Raw genomic sequence first — 23,793 nt, forward strand, 5'->3', positions numbered from 1 at the left:
GGGTAGGAAATTACATACTTTTAATGTTGTGAACTAAGTTCCAATTATTTAGCGGAAAGATAATACAGTATAAACTACATAAACATGAGGTGATTTACTTGGAATTATTGTATAATTTTTCCTTGCTCGCAAGCTTAGCTGCGATATTCTTTGCTCAATTTGTTAAAGTGCCGATTACTTTTTTTATTACAAAAAAGATAGATTGGTCTTTACTTACGAGTACAGGGGGGATGCCAAGCTCTCATTCAGCAGCTGTTACCGCTTTAACTACAGGCGTCGCACTTGAATCTGGTGTCAATACTCCTCTATTTGCTGTAGCTGCTATATTTGCGGTTATCACCATGTTTGATGCAACCGGCGTTAGAAGACAGGCTGGTGAACAAGCGATTGTATTAAATCAATTAGTTTCTGATTTTAATAAATTTTTAACGGATGCAAAAGGATGGCAAAATAAGCCAGAACAACAAAAACGAAAAGAACTAAAAGAACTGCTTGGCCATAAACCAATTGAAGTATTTTTTGGAGGGTTAACTGGAATAGCCCTAACGCTTATTTTAGATATGATTTTTAAATAAAATAAAAGCGCCTTGGCGCTTTTATTTTATTTACTTTCTGCTTTTGTGTATTCTTGACGGAAAACTTGCATTGATTTTTTTTCATTTAAATTTTTTAGCGTTTCTTCTGTCAATGTTCCTTTTCCCATTTCAACTATGTATACGTCTATTGCTTTTTTACCCCAATTGTTGTATACATCATCAACCGTTTTATAATATAAATCTAGTTTATTACCATTTATTGCCGAACCTGTATCCGCTACCACACCAAATCCGTAATCAGGAATAAATAAAATCGTCCCGATTGGAAATACGTTTGGATCTGCAGCAATCGTACTATATAAATCTCTTTTTACCTTTACACCCGAAAAAGTAATGCCATACTGAGGATGATTAGGATTTTTTCCTGTGGACTCATATCCTGCCGTATACCCTGTTGCTACTACCCTCTTTTTTGGATAGGAAGACCAATCCCTGTTTTCTAATGACGGCTGTTCACCTTCTACTTCTTTACTAGATGAAATCTGTGTATTTTCAGTAAAAACTTGCTGTAATGTTTTTACAGCGACACCAATTGCTTTAAGTTTATGATCAAACTGCGATTCTTCACTTTCTAATTCACCTTGATTAACCTCTTGAGAATAGGAACTTGCTTTAACTCCTGAAATAGATTGGAATGTTGTTAATAATGCAGCAATAAAAAGCAGGACCATTCCTAATCTTTTTAAATATTTTTTACATAAATTCATTCTTTCACTCCTCTCAAAACTATTCATTTCCCATTTTCAAAGAAAATATTCATAAATAATTCAAAAGGAGTTCTAACACTTTCTAATAAATCCAATAAGAAAAGCGCAAGCCCGAAGAAAAATGTTCTCTTGACTCAAAAGTGTTTTTTACTTTTAGAGGCAAGAAGTTATCTTTCACAGGGGCTAGGCGCCAATGTCATCTAGCTATTTTTCAAAAAAGGAAAATTGACGTGCTTGATTATGATTATGCCTTACTTCTGAAGTGTTCGCAGGCATACGTTCGTGAATAACACTTAAATCTTTATTTTTTACTAAATGCCAACCATCACAATTGTCTCCCCATATGTAATGTTCTACGTTTTGTTTACTTATTTTCATTACAACCTCTCCTTGGTCTCTTTTGATTAATTTTAATCTTTGAGGATAGTTTTTCCAATAAAAAAGCTTGTTGAATTTTTTCTTAAACTATACTAATAGCTTTGCATTAAAGAGCGGGGGAGTGAAAAAGATTGACAATCCCGCATATTCCCATAAGATTAAATCCAAAGCACACCTTAAATTAATGGGGGATAAATAGAGAAGGGACTTCCGAACCGCCACACGAGCCATTTTGAGCGTCTGCGGGCGTTGCAAAATCATTATATTTATCCTCCGCTAACTGTCCGTTAATACAACAGAAAAGCGCTCCTGCTTATTAGAGAAACGCAATTCGTTTGCACCGTAAGCTTTAGGCAATCGGTGTACCATTTACAATAGGCTTATCTGCGCCTTTTTTCCGTTAAACATTCTTCTTCGGGTTTCATTTTTATCAGTTTCCACTTTCCATTCCTTGCTTTTCGAAATTGAGCAACTTCTACGTCTGTTCCATTCGTTAATGTAAAAAATATAATGCAATAATCTGCACCATCATTACCGTGAAAATAAATATTTTTAACATATCCATTCTTTGTAGTTGGGTATATTTTTTGAATCAACTTGCACCAATTACCATATTTCACTTCAACTACTGATTCCGCATCATGACTCCACCCATGATAAGGTGCGCAGAGAAAGTCCTTCCCAATCTGTTGCACATCTGAAATTCGATAACCTTCTTTTTCGTCAATAAGTTGGATAAATCCGTAATAATAACCAAAATACTCATTTCTTTTTTCCTTAAATCCCTCAATCGTTTCGATTTCATAAAAAAACCTTATTCCTTGTTTTATATCTGGCAATCTACAAAGCTTTATCAAACTCGTATGCCCCACACCAGCAAACGAATTTAAATAGTCTTCATAACTTAGTTTTCTTTGGTACTCCTTGGACAAAAAATTGTATGCAAGTGGAAATGGTATTCGTGCTTGACCAACCGAACCACAACTTCGTCCTCCCAAATTTTCTGCTTCACGTAAAATACTAAAATAGTTGAGAAGGGTATCTTCTGGAGTTTTTGTCAGTTCAATTGGCAATAAGATTTGGTCATGGGTTTTATCATAAAAAGGGGAGAAGGTCTCCCAAGTGTCGAATCTCAAATTTAAAGCGGACAAGCATGATGGACGAAAATATTTTTGATGATAAGCAGCTATGTCCTTTTGATTCCGTACAAACATATTCATCACCCCACGTTTAGTTTATGAGTAAACGTAGTATATTGCCTTTGAATTCAAAAATATGGAGGGGTAATGATTGCCTCTCTTTTTTTGTCTATATAGACTTGAATTCTCAATAAACCGCAAATGACTGAATGAAGTAAGCCACGATTCGAGACTTGGCTCACCTTTTTATTAGTCCATCATCTACATTTGGTATGCGGTATTGTATTAAATCAGCGGGAAGTGAAAGTATTATTTATTCTTCATAAAATCACAGATTTATTAATCCTTGTTCAGTTTTATAATCCTTTAATGTTCTCTCTCTTAATCCTTCCGCACTCTTTCCTGCCATGACTAGGCCTGTTGCCTGCTCCATTCTTAATTTTGGATACTCCTTTTGATTAGCCATTTTACCAACTGGTTTCTTCCTAACTCGCTTGTTTAAAGACATAAAAAATCCTTCTCAATAGTAATGTTTTTGACATTAACTAATCGAGAAGGCATGTAATCCACAACCCTAATTTGGCATATTTGGGATTGTTAATACACATTTTCAGACTTGCGTACACTCAAAAATACCTTGTAATCCATAATCCCTGCTATCACTCTTGATTTCCCTTAAACCATTAACACTCTTCAGGCGTACCAGCATTTGCAGCAGTACGGAACGAAGACCCACAACCGCATGATGCAATCGCATTTGGATTATCGATAGTAAAGCCGCCGCCCATCATTGATTGTTTATAATCAATTTTCGTGCCTTTTAAAATGGCTGAATCGTTTTGAGCCACGATCAATTGAATACCATGCTGTACTGATAACGCATCATTTTCTTCCTTTACAGCTGCAAATCCCATTCCATAAGACAAACCGCTGCATCCTCCACCATTAACAGCTACTCTTAAGTAGGTGGTTTCCTCTTCACTTTCTTTCATCATTTCCTTTATTTGAAGAGCCGCAGCTTCTGTCAGTATAACTATTTCTTCTGTCATTGTACTATTCCTCCCTTATAGTATGTGTTCAAAAAGGTAACAAATTAGAAGCAAGAAGGTCGAGGCGGCGTAGCTTTGAGCAACTGACTTCCACAGGATGTGGGGACTTCAACGTTGCTCACAGGACGTGAGCGTTTTTAGTTGAAGATCCTCTATTTAGATACGTGAGTAGCGGAAAAGCAAGCCAACGAAGAGATTCGACGCTTACCATTTGGTGCCTTTTTGAACATCCTATTATATTTCTTTACCTATAGTATATACTTCGAATAATAACTACTCAACCGAATCGAATTTGGAAAATATTTTTATCCTTTCCTCTATGAATAGTAGAAGCCATTTTTATCATTGCCGTTCCAACTTTTTTCATATATAGTTTATTTTTATAGGTATATACGCATAAAATATTGTATAATAAACATACAAATTAATGAACCATATTACCTAATACAGAAGGTGAAAATATGATCTCCATCGAGCCTCTTTATGATAAACAATGTACATGTCCATTGTGCAACACTTTCTTTACAACCAAAAAAGTTCGTACACGATTTGTCAAAATGACTAATTTAGATGCAGATTTTTTTCCAACATATGTGGACTATAACCCCCTTCTCTATTATATTAACGTTTGTCCGGATTGCGGATTTTCTTTTCATGATGAAACTTCTACCAATTTTTCTTTAAATGAGAAAATGATGCTAATTGAAAAAGTAAGTATTCGTTGGACACCACGTTCATTTGGAAACAAGCGTACGATAACAGATGCGATCATTGCTTATAAACTGGCAGCATATTGCTCTCTTTTAAGACAAGAAAAACATATCGTGACAGCAGGAATTTATCTTCGCTTAGCATGGATGTATCGTTTAATAAATGAAGCGGAACAGGAACAGCGTTTTATGAAGCTTGCTTTGCAGGAATATGAAGCTTCTTATATGTCAGGCGACTATATAGGGACAAAAGTTTCAGAATTAACAACACTGTATTTAATTGGCGAGTTATCGAGAAGAACGGATCAAATAAACCAAGCTACTAAATATTTTTCAAAAGTAATTGAAAAACAAAGCAAAACAATAGAGACCAACATTATTCGGTTAGCTAAAGAAGGATGGTATAAAATAAGAGAAGTTCAAAATATATAAAAAGAAGCAGTCAACAGAGCAAACAAGCACTATTTCTGCTTCTTTTTGTTATTTTACATGCATCACATTGGATTTTCTTCTAAAAACTGATACACATTCGCTACTAGCTGTTCGGAAGTTTCTGCCGTGACAACTTCTCCATTCACTAATGCATATAATGATTCTCCACACTGTCCGCATAAGCCTAAACAACCATAGTCCAAAACATCTAAATCCTCATCTTTTTCTAATATCTCTTTAGCATCTTCTGAACCAGAAGATAGGTTGCTTAGACAAAACTCTATAATTGGCTTAATCAAGTATTCTCACCTCAATACAACATATAGTATCTTGTTTTCTTTTAATTATCAAGAATAAAGAGCATCGTATTCATAATATACTGTTAAGAAAACAGTTTTTTGTCATTTAAACAAACATATAATTCGAAAAGAAAAAAGAATCATTTACAAAACTACTTCAATAGAGGGGAAATGATATGAAAAATCTTGTCATACTTGGAGGTGGCTATGGTGGGATGAAAATTCTTACGAGTATTATTCCTAACTTGCCATATAATGTACTAGTTACCCTTATCGATCGAACACCATATCATTTTTTAAAAACAGAATACTATGCTTTAGCCGCAGGAACTGTTTCCGATAAACATATCCGCATCCCATTCCCTAAACATCCACAAGTGAATTTTGTTAACAATGAAGTTGTTAAACTTGATTTAGATAAACATAAAATCTTTTTAAAAAACAAGGGATGCATGTATTATGATGATTTAATTATTGGACTCGGATGTGAGGATCATTATCATCATATACATGGAGCAGATACATATACACATAGTATTCAGAGTTTAGAAAAATCGCAAAAAACGTATTGTCACATAAATGAATTACAGTCCGGTTCGCGTGTTGCCATTATTGGAGCAGGTTTAAGCGGAGTCGAATTAGCCTCTGAATTACAAGAAAGTCGGTCTGATTTACTAATTACTCTGTTCGACAAAGGAAATACCATTTTACCCTCATATCCAATACGCATCAGCAACTATATTGAAAAATGGTTTGAATCACATAAGGTAGAAATTATTCGCAACAGCAATATTACTTCCATTGAAAAAAACATCGTATATAATCATGAAGAGGCAATTTTCTTTGATTGTATTGTATGGACAGCAGGTGTAAAACCAAATAAAGTAGTACAGGAATTACCTGTAAAAAAAGATAAAAAAGGGCGGATTCTATTAACAAAATATCATCATTTGCCAGAGAATGACCATATTTTTGTAGTGGGAGATTGTGCCAGTTTAAATAAACCGCCGAGTGCACAGCTTTCAGAAGGACAGGCTGAACAAATAGCCGCTGTTCTAACCGCTCGCTGGAAAGACAAAAAACTGCCCTATTATTTGCCGGAGATTCGGATAAAAGGAGTTTTAGGATCATTAGGAAAAAAACACGGGTTTGGACTTATTGCCAATAAACCTTTAACAGGAAGAGTTCCTCGTTTAATTAAATCAGGAGTACTTTGGAAAGATAAAACGAAAAAAAGACAATCCTTAAAATAAAGTCGTTTTGCCTTTACCCAGTATAAAGATTTTATATTTTTTTGAACTTAGAAGTGTGTCTAGCTTCAGAAGTGACTTGCTCGAGATGATAAGCCAATCTGTCACGGAGGTTTAAAACAACCTCAATGCTAGATTGGCTTATATTTGTTCACCGAATGCTTTGCCCCTTGTGGCTTACATTACATGCTTACGTATCCGTATTTTTCAAATTCAGCATAGATGTTTTTTAAGCGAGGATTTCCTTCCCCGACAATTTCTCCTTCAATGACAACAACAGGATAAAATAAATCTTCTTCGATTATTTTTTCACAAAATATTTTTTTCTCTTCATCTTGAGGTGGTTGGAAAATATCATAATAATTGATCGTAAATTTTTGATCAGGAAATTTACGGCCAATGGCAGCTTGCAGCCACTCATACGTATCTTTAGATGAAGGTAGATTTACACAACTTGCACAAATTTGTTCTGCTCCATATATACTTACTTCAATTTCTTTTTTCACCCTACTCCCCCCCTTTTCTGCTTTCATTTGCCAATAACGCCTAGCTTTCATAAAAGTATCCAATTATTGTTTGTCTTTTTTCGTACTTCTTGAATAGATTTTTTGCCTTATTGTGATTATAATAAATAATAGGAAAGGAGTCGATATGTATGGCTAATGTTGAAATAAAAGAACAAGTACAGGAAGTATTAGATAAATTACGCCCCTTCCTATTAAGAGATGGCGGAGACTGTGAATTAGTAGATGTTGAAGATGGTATCGTAAAATTACGTTTACTAGGTGCTTGCGGCAGCTGCCCAAGTTCTACGATCACTTTAAAAGCAGGTATTGAGCGTGCATTATTAGAAGAAGTACCTGGTATTATGGAAGTAGAACAAGTATTTTAATATGAATTCTATCTAAATAAAGAAGGTACCTAAATAATTTTTAGGTACCTTCTTTATTTTATTTTTTTATTTTAGACAGAACATTCTTTGCAACATCACTGCCACTTAAATCAACTTGTAAAGGCAAATATTCCATGTTTGGAAGAAGTGCTTTTAAGCCATTTATCACAGCAGGGGTTTGTCCTTTTTTTATAAAACATAGTACTGTAGGACCTGCCCCGCTTAATGCTACCCCATATGCACCGAATGTAAGTGCATGGTCTTCAATTACTTGCAGATGTGGAACAAGACGCTTACGGTATGGTTGATGATATTTGTCTTTTGCCATCATTTTACCCGCAAGTTCATTGTTGCCTGATAAAAGTGCTGCTACTAATAAATTAGACACGGCTCCGGCTGCAACAGCTTCAGAAAAAGACATTTCATTTGGCAAAACGCCTCTTGAAGACTTTGTAAGCAATTCTTCTTTAGGGACAACTGCAAGCAGCTCCAAATCAACAGAATGAATCACTTCCACGTCTACTTCATCCTCTAATTGACAACCAACTATTAAGCCGCCGAATACACTTGCACCTACATTATCCGGATGCCCTTCCATCATAGATGCTATACGAAATTTTTCTTTTTTCGAAAGCTTTAATTCACATAGGCTATCAGCCAACTCAATGCCAGCGACAATCGCAGAAGCACTAGAGCCTAATCCTCTTGCTAAAGGAATATCACTTGACACTTTTATTTTGCAAGGCGGCAGCTCTTTATTATATTTTGCTGCAACAGCAGCAGCTGTTTGTACGATAAAATTCGTTTCATCCTTTGGAAATTGTTCAAGCTCTTCTGATAAAGAAATAACTTCCCATTTGTCTGCAGGCGAAACTTCCAGTGTTAAGTACAAATTAAGAGCTAGTCCAATACTATCAAAGCCGGGCCCTAAATTAGCAGAACTTGCAGGCACCTTTATTTGTAGCATTTCACCTTCACTCATATTTGAACTACTCCCTTAATATGTTCTGCAACAGCTTTTTCATCATTAGGAAGAAGTACTGGTTTAATCGGACTAACATCAATAGCAGTATTTGGATCTTTTAATCCATTTCCTGTTAAGATGGCAACAACTTTGCTCCCTTTTGCAATTTTTCCGCTTTGGATATGTTTATATAAACCAGCAATTGATGCACATGATCCTGGTTCTGCAAATACACCTTCTGTTGCCGCTATTTTGCGATATGCTGCTACAATTTCTTCATCTGTTACTTCATCGATAATACCGTTTGATTCTTCTTGTGCTTGTACAGCTAATTTCCAGCTTGCTGGATTCCCAATGCGAATAGCTGTAGCAATCGTTTCTGGATTTTCAAATACTCTGTTATGCACGATAGCTGCTGCACCAGCTGCTTCAAATCCATGAATTTTCGGAAGACCAGTCTGCTTTACTTCATGATATTCCTTAAATCCTTTCCAATACGCACTAATATTTCCTGCGTTTCCTACTGGAATTGCTAAAACATCTGGCGCACTGCCAAGTTGGTCGCAAATTTCAAAAGCACCTGTTTTTTGTCCTTCTAAACGGTAAGGGTTAACTGAGTTTACAAGAGCAACAGGCTCTGTTTCACTAATTTTACGTACCATTTGCAGCGCTTGATCAAAGTTTCCTTCGATAGAAATAATTTCAGCTCCATACATAACTGCCTGCGCTAATTTTCCCATCGCAATTTTGCCTTCTGGAATTACCACAATACAGCGCATGCCAGCACGAGTTGCATATGCCGCCGCTGCTGCAGAAGTATTCCCTGTTGATGCACATATAACAGTAGAATTTCCTTCTTCTTTTGCTTTCGCTACTGCCATTACCATGCCTCTGTCTTTAAAAGATCCTGTAGGGTTCGTACCTTCAGTTTTTACGTAAAGTTCTACTCCCCACTCTTCTGATAATTTATCTAATTTAATTAAAGGAGTATTTCCTTCGTTTAACGTTAGCATAGGTGTTGAATCATTAATTGGTAAAAATTCTTTATATTCTTCTAATAGGCCTTTCCATCTCATTACTTTGTTCCTCCCTCTACACGATACGAGCTTTTTACTGTTCGAACAGATTTTAAGTCTCTTAATTGAAGTAAAATATTTTCATAGTTAAATAATGATGCATTATGTGTTACAAGTACAATTTCTGCTAAGCCTCTTTCTTTAACAGGCAATTGTAAAATTTTCTCAAAACTTACACCATGTTGTGAGAAAATAGAGGTGATTTCTGCAAATACGCCCACTTCATCTTCTACTTGCAAGCGAAGGAAATATTTCGAAAATATTTCTTTATCACTTTTTAATTTTTTCTTATATTGTGGCGCTACAGCAACTTTTCCATTCACACCAAGTCTCATGTTTTTCAAAACATTTACTAAATCTGAAACGACAGCAGTTGCTGTTGGCAAGCTACCTGCACCCGGTCCGTAAAACATCGTCTCTCCGACTGCTTCTCCATAAACATACACTGCGTTAAATTCATCATTAACAGCTGCTAGAGGATGGCTGTCAATTAACAATGTTGGCTGCACACTTACTTCTACTTTTCCTTCATGACGCTGTGCCACCCCGATAAGTTTCATCGTATAACCGAGTTGTTTTCCATATTGAATATCTTCTTCAGTCACTTGCGAAATTCCTTCTACTTTTACATCATCTAAGCTAATATTCATAGAAAAACCTAGTGTGGCAAGAATCGTCATTTTTCGAGCAGCATCTAGCCCTTCCACATCTGATGTTGGATCGCTTTCCGCATATCCAAGTTCTTGTGCTTCTTTTAGAACCTCATCGTACGCTCTACCCTGCTTGCTCATTTTCGTTAAAATAAAGTTTGTTGTTCCGTTTACGATTCCCATCAATTTAACAATGCGATCAGATGCTAATCCATCTACAAGCCCTCTAATAATAGGAATGCCTCCTGCTACACTCGCCTCATAAAAAAGATCGCAGTTATTTTTGCTTGCTTCCTGCAATAACTTTGCGCCGTATACTGCCATTAAATCTTTATTTGCTGTTACAACATGCTTTTTATTATTTAATGCCTTTAATAAGCATTCTTTTGTTTCTTCTACACCGCCCATTACCTCGATAATTACATCTATATCAGGATCGTTTATAATTTCATCTGGATCCGTTGTTAACATTTCTTGAGAAATCTCTCTTTCTTTATTTACATTTTTAACAAGGATTTTTTTTACTTTTACAGGGCAGCCAACTTGGTGCATAATTTTGTCTTGGTGATTTTCAATAATTTTTACAACACCTGAGCCAACTGTTCCTAGTCCAAGCAATCCAATTGAGATTGTTTCCATCTGCTTTCCTCCTAAAGATGTTCGCTATAAATGAACAACTGTCTACCTATAGTAGACATTATAGTGTTAGTTCCCTTCTTTTACAAGAGGTGTTTTATATATTCTTTGCAAATCTTTTTACATAAGCTTTTTTTTTCATAAAAAAGACAATTCTTCAAAAAGTTTTACGTTTTCCGCAAACTTACGTAAGAAAACTTCACATCATTTTTTATTTCATTCAATCATATGTAACACAAAAGATACTTTTCTAATTTGCCAGCCAATCTACTGTTGGGATTTTCATTTTCTTCACAGGCACTTCTACATTTTCGAAAAATTGACGTAAAAATTGTTCTGCATCCTTTGATTGACTTAAATACTTTTTCATACGATCTTCTAAAAATAAGCGATCTGCTTCATGAGAGGAAGAATAATAGCTCTCAATACATTCTACATAATGAATAGGAAATAACAATCTAGAATAAACCAATCTCCATGAAAAGGAACTTAATGGCATCACCGTTTGATAATCAGCAAAAAATTTTTTCACATCCCGATGATATGTTTTTATATTTCGGAAATATCTTTCGCGTGACCACTCTGCAAGATCTCTTCCACAATGATCAAAAACCCAGTCGAACGGATTTTTCATATAATAATTGCCCATCCATGTTTCTTTTAAAAATCGATTATGACAAATAGTTCCACTATCAACCGAACCTGGTTCATCATCTAATTCTGTATCCACCAAATACTGAATTGCATTTTCTGCCAATCCTAAATAATAGGGAAAAGATTCAAGAAACATCCGATCAAATTCACTTTCAAGTTGTTTATACAACATACCGTTCCAAAACGATTCTATTTGATCCAGACGCTTTTCCCATAATCCTTTCCATTGTCCAATGCGACTTATCTTTTCAACATTAAATGGAACGGTTCTACCTCTATAATGAAATTTCCCAAGTTTTCGTCCAAGTTGTTTAGATGTAAAACTGCTTACATTATCATGATGTATAACACAAAAGGCTTGTTCTTCTACCTCAACTTTTGTCTCTCCATCCTTCGATTGCAAAAATCTCCCTACTTGGTGATCACCCCGACTCACTAAATGTTCGGTTATTTGCTCTAATTCCGTTAATTCTTCCTGTTCCTTTTGAGCGATTGGCACTAAGGTATACAATTTTCCATTATTCATACATGCCTCATAATTGCCAATTCTCGTTTCTTCCTCTACTTCAATTCCATATTTGCTTGATAAAATATGTCGAATCATTTTCTCCCTCCTAATTGATTCAGCTAATTAAGTATATGTTGAGCTTAAAAAAACTTGTTTTTTTCTTTAAATGATAAGAAAGTTAAAGTTTTCTGAAGTCTGACGGGTGTCTAGCTCCAGCGCCCTATCGACTTCAAAGCTTCCCTCACCTCATCTACGATAAGTCAACATCGAGTCGCTACGCTCTTCGTGTTTCCTTATCTCACTCGATTCAGTCCAGCTTTTTCCGTCGATAAGCAAGGGCGCTTCCGCTTTTCTTATTAGGAGAAGCTAAAAATAGCACTTATTATTTTTATGCATAAAATATTAAGCACTATGTATATATGGTGTTTAGAGGATGTTTCAAAAAGTTACCCCATGGTTACCCTTTTGAATACACACTTACAATAGAAGAAAAGGTGAAGTGAATGTCATTAAAAAATATAACAGAACAAACGGCAAGAAATTGGTTAAACGAAAGAGGTGTGCTTGTTCAGGATATCGCTGATCTTGTTTACATCTTGCAAGAAAAATATCATCAAAATTTAAAAATGTCCGATTGTATAGAAAATGTGGAGCGCGTACTATCAAAAAGGGAGGTACAGAATGCCATAATAACGGGAATTCAATTAGATAAACTAGCTGAAAAAAAAATGCTCGAAGCCCCGCTGCAATCCATTGTGGAAAGCGATGAAAGCTTGTATGGAGTGGATGAGGTATTAGCATTTTCAATCGTTAATGTATATGGTTCCATCGGCTTTACTAATTATGGATATGTCGATAAATTAAAGCCTGGTATATTAAAAAAACTAAACGATAAATCTTCTGGAAAATGTCATACTTTTTTAGATGATATTGTTGGCGCCATCGCAGCGGCTGCTTCTAGCAGGCTTGCACATCGGGCACGAGGGAAAGAGTAAGCTATTTGCCCCCGTTAGAGTATAGGGGTAATCTACAAATATTATGTGTATGATGATATTTGTAGATTACCCCACTATAAGGAAAAAACGCTTATTTTATTAACTCCCACTCACTTAAGCTATCTACAGTAAAGGTAGGCTTTTGCTCAATTGCTACTAGGTGTTCTTTTGTTGTTACGCCAGTATGTACTAATATAGTATCAATATTAGCCTGAATTCCTGCCAATATGTCCGTGTGGTAGTTGTCGCCAACCATTGCCACTTCTTCTTTTGCCACCCCTAAAATACTAATTGCCTGATCGACAATAATAGATTCTGGTTTCCCAATTACAAGTGGTTCTGTTTGAGTAGAGACAGTGATAACGGAAGACAATGCACCATTTCCTGGCAACAATCCTCTTTCTGTCGGCAAAGCAGTATCTCCATTTGTAATAATATAAGAGGCACCTTGACGCACTGCTAAACAGGCAAGCGTTAATTTTTCATAATTTATTTGTTGATCCATACCGACTACTACATAGTCCACTTTGTCTACTTCATCAGATAAAACAAGTTTTTGATCCTTTAAAGCATTTTTTAATCCATCTTCTCCAATCATAAATACGTTTGCTTGCGCTTTTTCTGAACTAATATATTTGGCGGCAGCCATCGCCGAGGTAAACACATCTTCTTTTTTCGCTGGGATTTGAAAGTCTCTTAGCTTGCGTGCAACTTGCTCCGAGGTTTTTGTGGAATTATTCGTTACATATAAATAAGGAATATTTTCTGCTATTAGCCTTTTTACAAACTCAGCAGCTTCTTGAATGACTTCTGTTCCTCTGTACATGGTGCCATCTAGATCAATTAAATACCCTTTATACTTTTTCATGCTAGTAACTCCTCCTATTTATAAAGCTTGCAGGTTATTACTTAAACTAGTTGGTCTCGCATAAAAATATCCTTGTGCAAGATCTACTTTATTGCGTGAAAGAACAGAAGCCTCCTCAGCACTTTCAATTCCTTCTGCAACTACAATACTGCCTACTTCTTTTGCTATTAATAAAAGCCCCTTTAACATAGACTCTTTTACAGAGTTTTTATCAATATCTTGAATAACAGAACGATCAATCTTAATAATATCCGGCATGATTTCACTAATGGAATTTAAGCTCGCATATCCTGCCCCAGTATCATCTACAGCGATGCGAAACCCTAATGTTCGGAGAATTTTTAAATTGTAAATAAAATATTCTAATCCTTCAAAAGAATCTCTTTCTGTCACTTCTATAATCAATTTATTAGATGCAATATCTTTATATTTTTTCATTAATCCTTTTAAATCTTTTACAAAACACGGATTACCAATAGTCAATGGTGTAAAATTGATAAATATATCTTGCTGCCATTTCGTTCGTTTTATTTGCTCTAACGTCTTTTCTAAAACAATCATTTCTAAGTCATATAAAAATTTCGTTTGCCTGGCAAATGAAAATAAATTCAATGGACTTTCTAATGGAGTTCCTATAGGACCTCTAGTCAGCATCTCACAAGCTCGTACCTCATTTGTTTCTACATCCAAAATGGGCTGAGCTAATAAACGTATATCTTTCTTTTCTACAATATTACTTAATGCATAGACCATTTTGTTGAATTCGGATTCTTTTTGTTTCATTGCCATTATTACCGCTTGTTGGTGAGCTTGATAAATGGATTCTTGGATGGAGATGTATTTTTTCTCCAAAAACATAAAGCCTGTATTAAAGATTAACTGCACATCTGCTCCTTTATCGCTCATATATACTTGCACATTATGTAAAATTGATTTGATGGTGGCTTCAATTTCAGCAACACAGTCCAATGTACGGTCCATACGTACAAACAAAGTAACACTATTTTGATCATAATCATGTATGGAAAGGATATTTTCTGCATGCTGTCTTGTTTTTACGGCATTTAAAAAGGCAATTTTTAAGGTTTTTATATATTGTTGATAGGGACTAGGTTCTAATTGCTGATGAATTTCATGAATATTTTCAATATGATAAACAATAACAGCCACTTCATATCCATTTTTAAAAGCCTTACTTACCCCTTGTTTTATTGGATCTCTTAAAACAAATTTTGGCGGGTAATACTTTAGAGAAGCTGTGGAAAAAAACACTTTTCCCCAATCCGTTAATGTTGTTGTTTTTTTAATATAATAATTCACCATAACTCCATTCCCCTCAGCAAGCCAAAATCACGATAAGGTTGATATTTTTCATGTGTAACTTCATCCTGTTGTCTTCCTTTCAAGCTGTCGACAATCGTTCGCTACGTTCCTTCACTTGCTGAAGCAGCACCATTACCCTTTTATGGAAAATTATCCTCTCGCAATGTTGCCTGCTCCAATAGACAAACGTTTAGATCAGCTTTTTTTGACTTTTTTTACAACAAAATAAGCACAACCAAAATTACAATATTCGTATAAATATTCCGTAAGTGTGCTTATTTTAGTATCAAAGCTCGACTTTTGATTTTGATCTTCAAAAAAACCTCTAAGCCGTAATTGACCATAACCCCAATCTCCTACTATATAGTCATATTTCGTTAAGATGTCGCTGTATCTATTTTTAAAAGCTTCTTCATTAAAACCAGCTTTTCTTTCTTCAACAAGCTCATAACAAAAATTATTGATGCAAACCAAATAAACCACCTCCCAATTGTATAAATATGTATATTTTATGTATTCTTTACTTATGGATGTTTTTGTATAGATTGTTGCTTTTATACGCGCAGCCTGCATACACTCCGCTTTCCGCGGGCGAGCGTCGAGCCTCCTCGTCGCATACGCTCCTGTGGGATCTCGTCTTACTCGCATTCCCACAGGAGTCTACGTGTATGCAAGCTGCTAAGAAACGTTTTTACAAATGTTTTATGTAAAAACAACAAACTTTAAGAAAACAGCCTTACTTATAGAGGATGTTCAAAAGGCTCCAAATTAAAGCTTCTAATTAGTTCACTTTTGAACATGAATTTATGTGAAAACAAACTTCCTTTACGATTCTATTCCTTTTCATTATAACCTGTTAAAGCCTGTTTACATAGATATGATTATGGTAAAACATTGATTTATTCTCCATTTTCAACAGATTGTCTAAAGATTGTAAATTTTTTATTCCCTATTGAAAAAAATTGGAGAAATAGCACCAGCTACTTCTCCATCATTTATGCTTCCTTTGCCTGTTTTTCGCTCATTTGATTTTTTTTCGCTGCATCTACTTGTTCATCTGCATGATAAGAAGATCGTACCAATGGTCCCGCCTCACAGTGGCTGAATCCTTTGCTTAAAGCTATTTCTTTTAACTCTTTAAATTCATCTGGATGATAATACTTTTGAACCTTTAAATGTTTTTTAGTTGGTTGTAAGTATTGTCCAATGGTCATAATATCCACATTATTTTTTCTTAAATCATCCATTGTTGCAATAATTTCTTCTTTTGTTTCCCCTAAACCAATCATTAAACTGGATTTCGTAGGAATAGAAGGATACATTTCTTTTGCTCTTCTTAAAAATTCTAATGATCTGTCGTATTTTGCTCTAGCGCGAACTCTTGGCGTTAATCGTTCTACGGTTTCGATATTATGGTTAAGAATATCTGGTTTCGCATCCATTAACGTCCGTAAATTTTCTTCGATTCCACCCATGTCTGAAGGCAATACTTCGATACTTGTAAATGGACTTTTTCTGCGAATTGCTCGAACTGTCTCTGCAAAAACAGCCGCACCGCCATCTTTTAAATCATCTCTTGCAACTGCTGTAATAACGGCATGCTTTAAGTTCATGCTAAATACTGAATCAGCTACTCGTTCTGGTTCTTGCCAGTCAAGTTCTGTCGGTAATCCTGTTTTTACTGCACAGAATCGGCATGCTCTAGTACATATATCTCCAAGTATCATAAAAGTCGCCGTTCTTCTTACAGCCCAGCATTCATGAATATTAGGACATCTTGCTTCTTCACATACTGTATGAAGCTTTTTTTCCTTCATCATTTTTTTTAAACCTGTATAGTTTTCATTTGTATTCAATTTTATTTTTAACCATTCAGGTTTACGTATGTATTCCTGTTTTTTATCTGACATACAAAATCATCTCCTAGCTCAAATTAAAAATCAACCACTATACTATAACACAATAATAATTTAGAACATGTATAATATACAAAGGATTATAATCTATACTCTTCTTTTGTCACTTTAACATAATGAACTGTTTGCTACAAGTTGAAGACTTTTCTAAAAACAAGAATTTATAACTGTCTAGCTTCAGGACTGTTCAAGTAGCTTGCGCTTTTCTTTGTCTAGCTCCAGCGACTAGCCCTTATGAAAAATAACCAATTGCCTCTAAAAGTAAGGGTGTTTTCTCAAATTTGTTATTTTTTATGTAAAAAATGGGAGAAGAAGTCCTCAGCAGACTGAATACACGTAGACTCCTGTGGGAATGCGAGAAAGACGAGACCCCACAGGAGCGTACGCGACGAGGAGGCTCGACGCTCGCCCACGGAAAGCGAAGTGTATTCAGTCTGCGCGTTTAAAAGCAACACTCTATACGAAAACAACCAAAAGTAAAGAGCATTTTTTGAAGCAAATGAACATTTTTCTCAGGACTGATCAAGTTGCTTCCGCTTTTCTTATTGTCTAGCTCCAGCGCCTAGCCCCTGTGAAAAATAACCTCTTGTCTCTAAAAGTAAAATACACTTTTTGAGACAAGGGAACATTTTTCTTCGGGGCTGTTCAAGTCGCTTCCGCTTTTCTTATTTACCATTTATTGATACTAATGAATCATCCTTTTTTTCACAAAATAAGCATACCAAGGCTTTAGAAGGGATGGTTTCATTTGCGTAGAATTATTGTATTTGCATTGTTATTTGTATTAACTGCAACAAATATACGTGCGTTTGCAGCAGAAAATACCGAAGAAAATATCTATAAAAAGAGAATGGAATTATATAAAAAAATAGAGGGAGTTTCTCAACTTCCATGGTACTATATTGCAGCTGTTGATCAATATGAAAGAAATATTCGTTTTGCGAGAAGAGACCTTCCAAAAGCAGAAGGATTAACGGGAATTTATTTTTCTAAAGAAAAATGGGCAGGACTTATTAATCCTAATGTGGAGGATACTAATCCGATTACAATTGAGCTTTTTGGTGGGTATGGGTTAGATGGCGATGGGGATGGCAAAGCAGAGTACAAAAATGATGAAGATGTACTTTACGCATTTACTCATTATATTCTTCAATATGGAGTAGACGAGGAAAATTTTAAAATCGGTCTCTGGGATTACTATAAACGAGATAAAACGGTAAGTATTATTATGGGAAAAGCAGCTATTTATAAACATTTTGGCAGATTGAGCCTTGATGCTCATGCCTTCCCACTTCCTTTAAGAAGTGACTATAGTTATCGCAGTACATGGGGAGATGCTAGAGGATGGGGTGGAAGACGAATACATGAAGGAACCGATATCTTTGCCGGCTACAGTGTTCCAGTAAGAGCAACTTCTTATGGAATTATAGAAATGAAAGGCTGGAATAGATATGGGGGATGGCGTATTGGGATCCGTGATATCAATAATAATTACCACTACTTTGCCCATTTAAGCGGCTTTTCAAAAGATTTAAAAGTCGGCAAAATTGTCGAGCCTGGCATGTTAATTGGTGGTGTAGGAAGTTCAGGATATGGCCCCCCTGGAACATCTGGAAAATTCCCTCCCCATTTGCATTACGGAATGTATAAAGATAATGGATACACGGAATGGTCTTTTGATCCTTATGCTCATTTAAAGCTTTGGGAACGGCAAGAAAGGCTAAAATCACGGAAATAAAGGAAAAAAGCGGTATAGGTTTTTGAAGGACAAAATCAAGGGGAAATATCTAAGGTTTGTCCTTGATTCAGCTTATGAAGGACAAAACCTAGGGAAAAGTTCCAAGATTTGTCCTTGATTCGGCTTATGAAGGACAAAACCTAAGGAAAAGTTCCAAGATTTGTCCTTGATTCAGCTTATGAAGGACAAAACCTAAGGAAAAGTTCCAAGATTTGTCCTTGATTCAGCTTATGAAGGACAAAACCTAAGAAAAGTTCCAAGATTTGTCCTTGATTCAGCTTATGAAGGACAAAACCTAAGAAAAGTTCCAAGATTTGTCCTTGATACGTTTTTATTCCTTATTTTTCCCCTTTATCTTTCGGCAACTCCACAGATGGAACGGATCCATTTTGACTTCCATTATAAAATTGGGGTACATCTCCTTCAAATCCAGCCATTGCAATTAAAATATCTTGTTTTACTGTTGTTACTTCGGTAGCAAAAGGAATGATAATTTGAATATCTACTGTTAATTCTACATAAGCCTTTACCACCACATAATTAATCCCTACATTTTCCATTTTTGTTTTTAAATCCGATTTCACACTTCCAACAATATTAAATTTAACAGGAACCTCAGGACCAATATTGCCTAATAAGGCATTATTAGTCGCCTGACCAACTGGTATACTGTAGACGATTCCTTCTTGTTTCGCTGTTTTTTCTTTATCTAACTGTACATCTGTAAGCAGCGCAGCTTCAGAAATATTCCCTTTTTCCATTTCCATAATATTTTGCTGTACAATATTAACAATTTTTTGTTGTTTTTTCACCATTTGATCGGTATTAAAAACAAAATTATTTCCCTTTATGCTTAAGTTGTCACTTTCTTCTATTTTTTCATCTTTTAATGCATCGTTAATCACTAATGATGCTAGCTTCTTTGTTTGTGATTCTGCATATTGAATCAATGTTGGCTTTAAACCTTTATTAATCAACCAGATACTAAAAAAAGTAGAGAAAATAAAAAATACAGCAGTGATCAGAACTACTTGTTGAAATGACAATGAACCTTTTCGAGGTATCATTCGACGAAAATAAAATTTCCGCAAACTCTTCCCCTCCCTTTAATGCATATATATGCGTAATAAAGGACAGGTAGAAGCTTTTATTTATCCCGAAAAAGTCCGAGCTTATGTCGCCATTTCCTACTGAAGAACCTCCCAACTATGAAGGAAGGCACACTTTATGTACTAGTTAGATAGTCGATTCACAACCTGTTATTATCACGGATAAACTTTCTTTTAAATCTATTTCATACGGTGTAACTTCTTCGCCATTTTTCTCCAGCACACGAACAACTGGCCTTTCATTTAAGCCTTTATTTTGTCTGCATACTACACCCTTTTCCCCGCTGCTTAAAGAAACACCGAGTCCATTTGGATATAATATAATTGCTCTTCGAAACGCTTCGACAATTTTCGTATCATACAGCCTATTTATCCCACTATATAATATTTCCAGTGCCTCATGAGGCAGCATTGCCTGTCTATACACACGATTCGAAGTAATCGCGTCAAAAACATCTGCAACAGCTAATATCTTTCCAAACAAATGAATTTCATCACCTTTTATGCCACGGGGATAACCAGTGCCGTTAACCCTTTCATGATGCTGAAAAGCACAATGCGCAGCTAAAAGAGGCATATTTGGGACATCTTTTAACATTAGATAACCGGTTTCTGCATGGCTTTTTATTGTTTCAAATTCTTGTTCTGTTAATTTCCCAGGTTTTAAAAGGATATCTAATGGAATATTAATTTTCCCTACATCATGCAAAATTGCCCCTAGGCCTAGCACTTCTAATTGTTTCGATGATAATTTCAACTCTATTCCTACTGCTAATGCATAAACAGTAACATTTAAACTATGAGAAAAAATATAATCATCATATAAAAACACATCTGACATCATCGAAAACAATTCTTGATGATCACGAAGTTCTTCAAGTACTCTTGATATAAGTTCTTTAAAGTTTGGTGTAGCTTTTTCCATCATAATAAATCTTGATTTACTGGCTTTATTTTTTATGTCTGTAAAGTTTTTTTCAATTGTTTGCATGGCTTCTTTTTTTAAATCATCCGATATACAAGGTACGGGATAAATATCATCGGTTCTGGGATCTTCAATATATAAATAAGAAATTCCTAATTCCATTAATCGTTTAATCATTTTATTATCAAGCTTTATGCCACTGTTAATTAAAATTTTGCCTCTTTCATTATAAATTGGCTTTGCTAATATTACTCCGTCAACAATATTTTTCGTTCCGACTAATCTCATCAAATAACTCCCATTTCCATTTAAATATAGGTATATTATATCTTAAATGAATACTCCCCCGCCAAGCAAGCTTTGAGGAAGGGGTTTCTAATGTATTGAACCCAAGAAGGGAGCGATTAACACTAGTGGAGCTGACACATTGGCGAACTATTTACGCCCAGCCCCTCTATCCCATTGGTCACGCCTTTGGGACTTCTTTTTTTATGAAACGATTAATGTTCGTGGATTCATAAAGCATACCGTATCCACTTTAAATTCTTTTTCACCAAGCAATCCTAAGCTTGCTTTTTTCATAATATTCGCTGCACCGTTTACATCCGCATTCAGAAGAATTTTTTTCTTGGTTCTATACAATCCACGCTTTATTCGCTTACCGGAAAAGGAGTATTTCTTTCCTTTTTCGTAAGTCGGAATTTCATCTCCGTCTAGAAAACTAGCTTTTGATGTATAGGATTCTTCCGTAACTATCACTTTTATTCCATATTCCGCAGCCTTATATGTAATCATATTAATTAGCATACTGTGAGGAATATGAACAAACGATTGATTGTTACTTTTACCGATGTTTATCTCTTGTTTCCAGTCTTTATTTTGTCCAATAAAGATAGTGGAAACATTTTCTTCTACAGCAGCTTTCACAATATGATAACTTGCTTTATGAAAGACATCCTTTAATTTAAGATTTCTTTTCTGATGTAGTTTTTCCAATCTTTTGGATGTAAAAGGACCTTCATTTGTTTTCTTACCTTGTCTCAAGATACCAAGGTAATTAGATTTCATTTTGTTGTAGTATTGATTGATGGATTTCACCTGTTTGCCCTTAACTAAAAGAGGTCTTTGACCTGTATTCGTCACGATGGTTGCAAGATTGTAAATTCCAATATCAATCGACATATATTTACCGTTTGGTTTTAATTCATCTATCGAATGAGGTACATCAACAACCAATTCCACGACATATTGACCGTATTTCGGAATGACTCGAACTTGTTTTAATTTTCCTTTGGAATAACCCAACTTGCCAATATTTAATTTTTCTTTGGTCTTTGGAAATTTTAAAAACTTATTTTGTTTAATGACACAATCTTGATTGGTAAATAAGACTTCTTTTTCCGAACACCGGCTGTATCGAGGGATTCTCGGTCTTCCTTTGAATTTTGATGGATTCTTCTTATACTCTTTCAAACTAGCAAAAAAAGACTTCCAATTCTGAAAGACATTTTTCATAATCCCTTGGCTTGATTGGACAGGAAGAGAACGATAGTCTGGTTGAGAAACAATTTTAAAAAAAGAATCCAGAAAATGATAATCCACATACGGATTTTCTTTCGTGAACTCTTCAAATAGATTACATTTTATTTTCTTTCGCTTTTCTTTTGGCTTTGTTTCTTCTTTAGCAGCCTTCTTTTCGAAAGCTTCCTTTTGAACATCATTCATTTTACCGATATTCTTTTCAATTAACTTTAACACTTCTTTTTGAAGCGGTTGCAATTCTTTATTTTGAGTTAAACTTGTATACACTTGTCGATAATAAAAGTTAGTCGTGTTGTACATATTTTTTGCATTCATACAAGAACTTTTAAAATAAGAATACATACGATGTCCTTTTTTAATCCAAATTTGATGTGTTTTGTATTGTTTTTCTTTTTCCTCCTTCATATTTTCCACCTCCTCGAACTTATGTTTGTAAGTATATTTTAACATTTGTTTTGAAGAAGGGGTACTCTTGGCAAATATGATAGACGCTGTTTTCGTATAGAATATTGCTTTTACACCGCAGCCTGAATACACTTCGTCCGTTTAGCGAGCGTCGAGCCTCCTCATCGCATACGCTCCTGTGGGGTCTACCTCAATGTCATCAAGCTAATCTTCAAAAAAAAGGAAAATAAGTAACTGAATAGGAAGTAAGGGTTTCCGTTCTGTTCTCCGAGGCTTACCGCTCGCTTTCCACGGGGCGAGCGCCGAGCCTCCTCGTCGCTTTGCTCCTGTGGGGTCTCGTCTTTCTCGCTAATCCCGTAGGAGTCGAGCGGACGCCTCTCCAAACAAATTAGGTATTTCTTTTACATAAAGGGTATCTAATTCCATGATATTTCACAGTTTGAAATTTATGGAATCTTAAGTTGATGACATTGGGGTCTACCTGTATTCCGTCTACTGAGCACTTCTTCCATTTTTCATGTAAAAAACAACAAACTTTGAGAAAACAGTCTTTAAAAATGAACACCAATAATCTTTTAGGTTAGCCATTAAAAAACCTATTAAAACACAAAAAACCAGATTAGGAAATATATTATCCACCATCTGGTTTTCATCTTTATGCAATCTATCATTGCTCTTAAACGGTATTACTATTGCAGGGCAGCTTGCAATTAAACCATTTTTAATAACGCATCTTTTCCGAGCACCCCTTTATAAATACCATATTTTTCTGCTTCAAATGTTACAGATTCTAATGGTGCTTCTAACAATTGTTCAATCGTTTTTACTCCTACTGCTCTACCAGCAAGTATTTTTCGATCACTTAATTTATCATTTAATAAAGCAACATCTAATGCTCCACACATGATATAGCCTTTCTCATTTTTTACTACAAGCAAAGTAGTTTTTGGCAATTGTACACTTATAGCAATAAATAGTTGATCTTTAATAGTGATTGGATATACGTCTACCATTACACGCCACTCCTTTTTT

Annotated in this window: 24 protein-coding genes and 1 pseudogene; 6 read left to right on the top strand and 19 right to left on the bottom strand. The window is 35.3% G+C overall.

Annotated elements, in window-relative coordinates; genetic code table 11:
- Positions 1–98 precede the first annotated feature (98 nt).
- Positions 99–575 (top strand): divergent PAP2 family protein, encoded by a 477-nt coding sequence (locus ACTXGU_RS04025; RefSeq protein WP_443480215.1) that lies wholly within the window; start codon positions 99–101, stop codon positions 573–575.
- 26 nt (positions 576–601) lie between these two features.
- Here ACTXGU_RS04025 and ACTXGU_RS04030 read toward each other — a convergent pair whose 3' ends face one another.
- The 5 genes and pseudogenes from ACTXGU_RS04030 to ACTXGU_RS04050 form a co-directional block, all read right to left on the bottom strand.
- Positions 602–1,303, bottom strand: a complete 702-nt coding sequence (locus tag ACTXGU_RS04030; RefSeq protein ID WP_443480216.1) for a 3D domain-containing protein — start codon at positions 1,301–1,303, stop codon at positions 602–604.
- Positions 1,304–1,519: 216 nt separating this feature from the next.
- A pseudogene (locus ACTXGU_RS04035) lies at positions 1,520–1,681 on the bottom strand (cupin domain-containing protein); the annotation flags it as partial.
- Positions 1,682–2,061: 380 nt separating this feature from the next.
- Complete coding sequence (locus ACTXGU_RS04040) at positions 2,062–2,895, bottom strand: hypothetical protein (RefSeq protein ID WP_443480217.1); 834 nt, start codon at positions 2,893–2,895, stop codon at positions 2,062–2,064.
- Positions 2,896–3,148: 253 nt separating this feature from the next.
- Complete coding sequence (locus ACTXGU_RS04045; protein ID WP_443480218.1) at positions 3,149–3,328, bottom strand: hypothetical protein; 180 nt, start codon at positions 3,326–3,328, stop codon at positions 3,149–3,151.
- A gap of 175 nt (positions 3,329–3,503) precedes the next feature.
- Positions 3,504–3,869, bottom strand: coding sequence for a HesB/IscA family protein (locus ACTXGU_RS04050; RefSeq protein WP_443480219.1), 366 nt, complete (start codon positions 3,867–3,869; stop codon positions 3,504–3,506).
- Between the two features lie 461 nt (positions 3,870–4,330).
- Here ACTXGU_RS04050 and ACTXGU_RS04055 point away from each other — a divergent pair, with 461 nt between their 5' ends.
- Positions 4,331–5,011: a DUF2225 domain-containing protein gene (locus ACTXGU_RS04055; RefSeq protein ID WP_443480220.1), complete on the top strand. Its 681-nt coding sequence runs from the start codon at positions 4,331–4,333 to the stop codon at positions 5,009–5,011.
- Positions 5,012–5,073: 62 nt separating this feature from the next.
- On the opposite strand, the gene ACTXGU_RS04060 is transcribed toward ACTXGU_RS04055, so the two are convergent.
- Positions 5,074–5,310 carry a YuzB family protein gene (locus ACTXGU_RS04060; protein ID WP_443480221.1) on the bottom strand — a complete coding sequence of 79 codons (237 nt, stop codon included), beginning with the start codon at positions 5,308–5,310 and terminating at the stop codon, positions 5,074–5,076.
- 176 nt (positions 5,311–5,486) lie between these two features.
- On the opposite strand from ACTXGU_RS04060, the gene ACTXGU_RS04065 reads away from it, so the two are divergent.
- Positions 5,487–6,563: an NAD(P)/FAD-dependent oxidoreductase gene (locus tag ACTXGU_RS04065; RefSeq protein WP_443480222.1), complete on the top strand. Its 1,077-nt coding sequence runs from the start codon at positions 5,487–5,489 to the stop codon at positions 6,561–6,563.
- A 179-nt stretch (positions 6,564–6,742) separates the two neighbouring features.
- Here the strand turns inward: ACTXGU_RS04065 and ACTXGU_RS04070 are convergent, their stop codons facing one another.
- A complete protein-coding gene (locus ACTXGU_RS04070; protein WP_443480223.1) occupies positions 6,743–7,066 on the bottom strand; it encodes a YuzD family protein in 324 nt (107 codons plus the stop codon).
- 149 nt (positions 7,067–7,215) lie between these two features.
- On the opposite strand from ACTXGU_RS04070, the gene ACTXGU_RS04075 reads away from it, so the two are divergent.
- The gene (locus ACTXGU_RS04075) at positions 7,216–7,452 is read left to right on the top strand and encodes a NifU family protein (RefSeq protein WP_443480224.1); all 237 of its coding nucleotides are present in this window, start codon (positions 7,216–7,218) and stop codon (positions 7,450–7,452) included.
- 58 nt (positions 7,453–7,510) lie between these two features.
- On the opposite strand, the gene thrB is transcribed toward ACTXGU_RS04075, so the two are convergent.
- The 4 genes from thrB to yutH form a co-directional block, all read right to left on the bottom strand.
- Positions 7,511–8,434: a homoserine kinase gene (gene thrB / locus ACTXGU_RS04080; protein ID WP_443480225.1), complete on the bottom strand. Its 924-nt coding sequence runs from the start codon at positions 8,432–8,434 to the stop codon at positions 7,511–7,513.
- The gene (thrC, locus tag ACTXGU_RS04085) at positions 8,431–9,492 is read right to left on the bottom strand and encodes a threonine synthase (RefSeq protein WP_443480226.1); all 1,062 of its coding nucleotides are present in this window, start codon (positions 9,490–9,492) and stop codon (positions 8,431–8,433) included. The genes thrB and thrC overlap by 4 nt, the downstream gene beginning before the upstream one ends.
- Complete coding sequence (locus tag ACTXGU_RS04090; protein WP_443480227.1) at positions 9,492–10,781, bottom strand: homoserine dehydrogenase; 1,290 nt, start codon at positions 10,779–10,781, stop codon at positions 9,492–9,494. Before ACTXGU_RS04090 ends, thrC begins: the two co-directional genes overlap by 1 nt.
- A 247-nt stretch (positions 10,782–11,028) precedes the next feature.
- Positions 11,029–12,036, bottom strand: coding sequence for a spore coat putative kinase YutH (gene yutH / locus ACTXGU_RS04095; protein ID WP_443480228.1), 1,008 nt, complete (start codon positions 12,034–12,036; stop codon positions 11,029–11,031).
- 407 nt (positions 12,037–12,443) lie between these two features.
- On the opposite strand from yutH, the gene ACTXGU_RS04100 reads away from it, so the two are divergent.
- Positions 12,444–12,935, top strand: a complete 492-nt coding sequence (locus ACTXGU_RS04100; RefSeq protein ID WP_443480229.1) for a phosphatidylglycerophosphatase A family protein — start codon at positions 12,444–12,446, stop codon at positions 12,933–12,935.
- 91 nt (positions 12,936–13,026) lie between these two features.
- Here ACTXGU_RS04100 and ACTXGU_RS04105 read toward each other — a convergent pair whose 3' ends face one another.
- The 4 genes from ACTXGU_RS04105 to lipA form a co-directional block, all read right to left on the bottom strand.
- Positions 13,027–13,803: a TIGR01457 family HAD-type hydrolase gene (locus ACTXGU_RS04105; RefSeq protein ID WP_443480230.1), complete on the bottom strand. Its 777-nt coding sequence runs from the start codon at positions 13,801–13,803 to the stop codon at positions 13,027–13,029.
- Positions 13,804–13,821: 18 nt separating this feature from the next.
- Positions 13,822–15,126 carry an EAL domain-containing protein gene (locus tag ACTXGU_RS04110; protein WP_443480231.1) on the bottom strand — a complete coding sequence of 435 codons (1,305 nt, stop codon included), beginning with the start codon at positions 15,124–15,126 and terminating at the stop codon, positions 13,822–13,824.
- Between the two features lie 195 nt (positions 15,127–15,321).
- Positions 15,322–15,600: a YutD family protein gene (locus ACTXGU_RS04115; RefSeq protein WP_443480432.1), complete on the bottom strand. Its 279-nt coding sequence runs from the start codon at positions 15,598–15,600 to the stop codon at positions 15,322–15,324.
- Between the two features lie 521 nt (positions 15,601–16,121).
- Positions 16,122–17,036 (bottom strand): lipoyl synthase, encoded by a 915-nt coding sequence (gene lipA / locus ACTXGU_RS04120; RefSeq protein ID WP_443480232.1) that lies wholly within the window; start codon positions 17,034–17,036, stop codon positions 16,122–16,124.
- Positions 17,037–17,841: 805 nt separating this feature from the next.
- Here lipA and ACTXGU_RS04125 point away from each other — a divergent pair.
- Positions 17,842–18,780 carry a M23 family metallopeptidase gene (locus ACTXGU_RS04125; RefSeq protein WP_443480433.1) on the top strand — a complete coding sequence of 313 codons (939 nt, stop codon included), beginning with the start codon at positions 17,842–17,844 and terminating at the stop codon, positions 18,778–18,780.
- Positions 18,781–19,118: 338 nt separating this feature from the next.
- On the opposite strand, the gene yunB is transcribed toward ACTXGU_RS04125, so the two are convergent.
- The 4 genes from yunB to ACTXGU_RS04145 form a co-directional block, all read right to left on the bottom strand.
- Positions 19,119–19,871, bottom strand: coding sequence for a sporulation protein YunB (gene yunB / locus ACTXGU_RS04130; RefSeq protein ID WP_443480233.1), 753 nt, complete (start codon positions 19,869–19,871; stop codon positions 19,119–19,121).
- A 145-nt stretch (positions 19,872–20,016) separates the two neighbouring features.
- Entirely contained in the window at positions 20,017–21,102 is a 1,086-nt protein-coding gene (locus tag ACTXGU_RS04135) for an HD-GYP domain-containing protein (RefSeq protein ID WP_443480234.1), read from the bottom strand.
- A gap of 201 nt (positions 21,103–21,303) precedes the next feature.
- Complete coding sequence (locus tag ACTXGU_RS04140; protein WP_443480235.1) at positions 21,304–22,761, bottom strand: RNA-guided endonuclease InsQ/TnpB family protein; 1,458 nt, start codon at positions 22,759–22,761, stop codon at positions 21,304–21,306.
- Positions 22,762–23,471: 710 nt separating this feature from the next.
- Positions 23,472–23,774, bottom strand: coding sequence for a YunC family protein (locus tag ACTXGU_RS04145; protein WP_443480236.1), 303 nt, complete (start codon positions 23,772–23,774; stop codon positions 23,472–23,474).
- Positions 23,775–23,793 lie beyond the last annotated feature (19 nt).

It is taken from the genome of Niallia sp. 01092, assembly GCF_052318935.1.
In the GTDB taxonomy this organism is placed as follows: Bacteria; Bacillota; Bacilli; order Bacillales; family Cytobacillaceae; genus Niallia.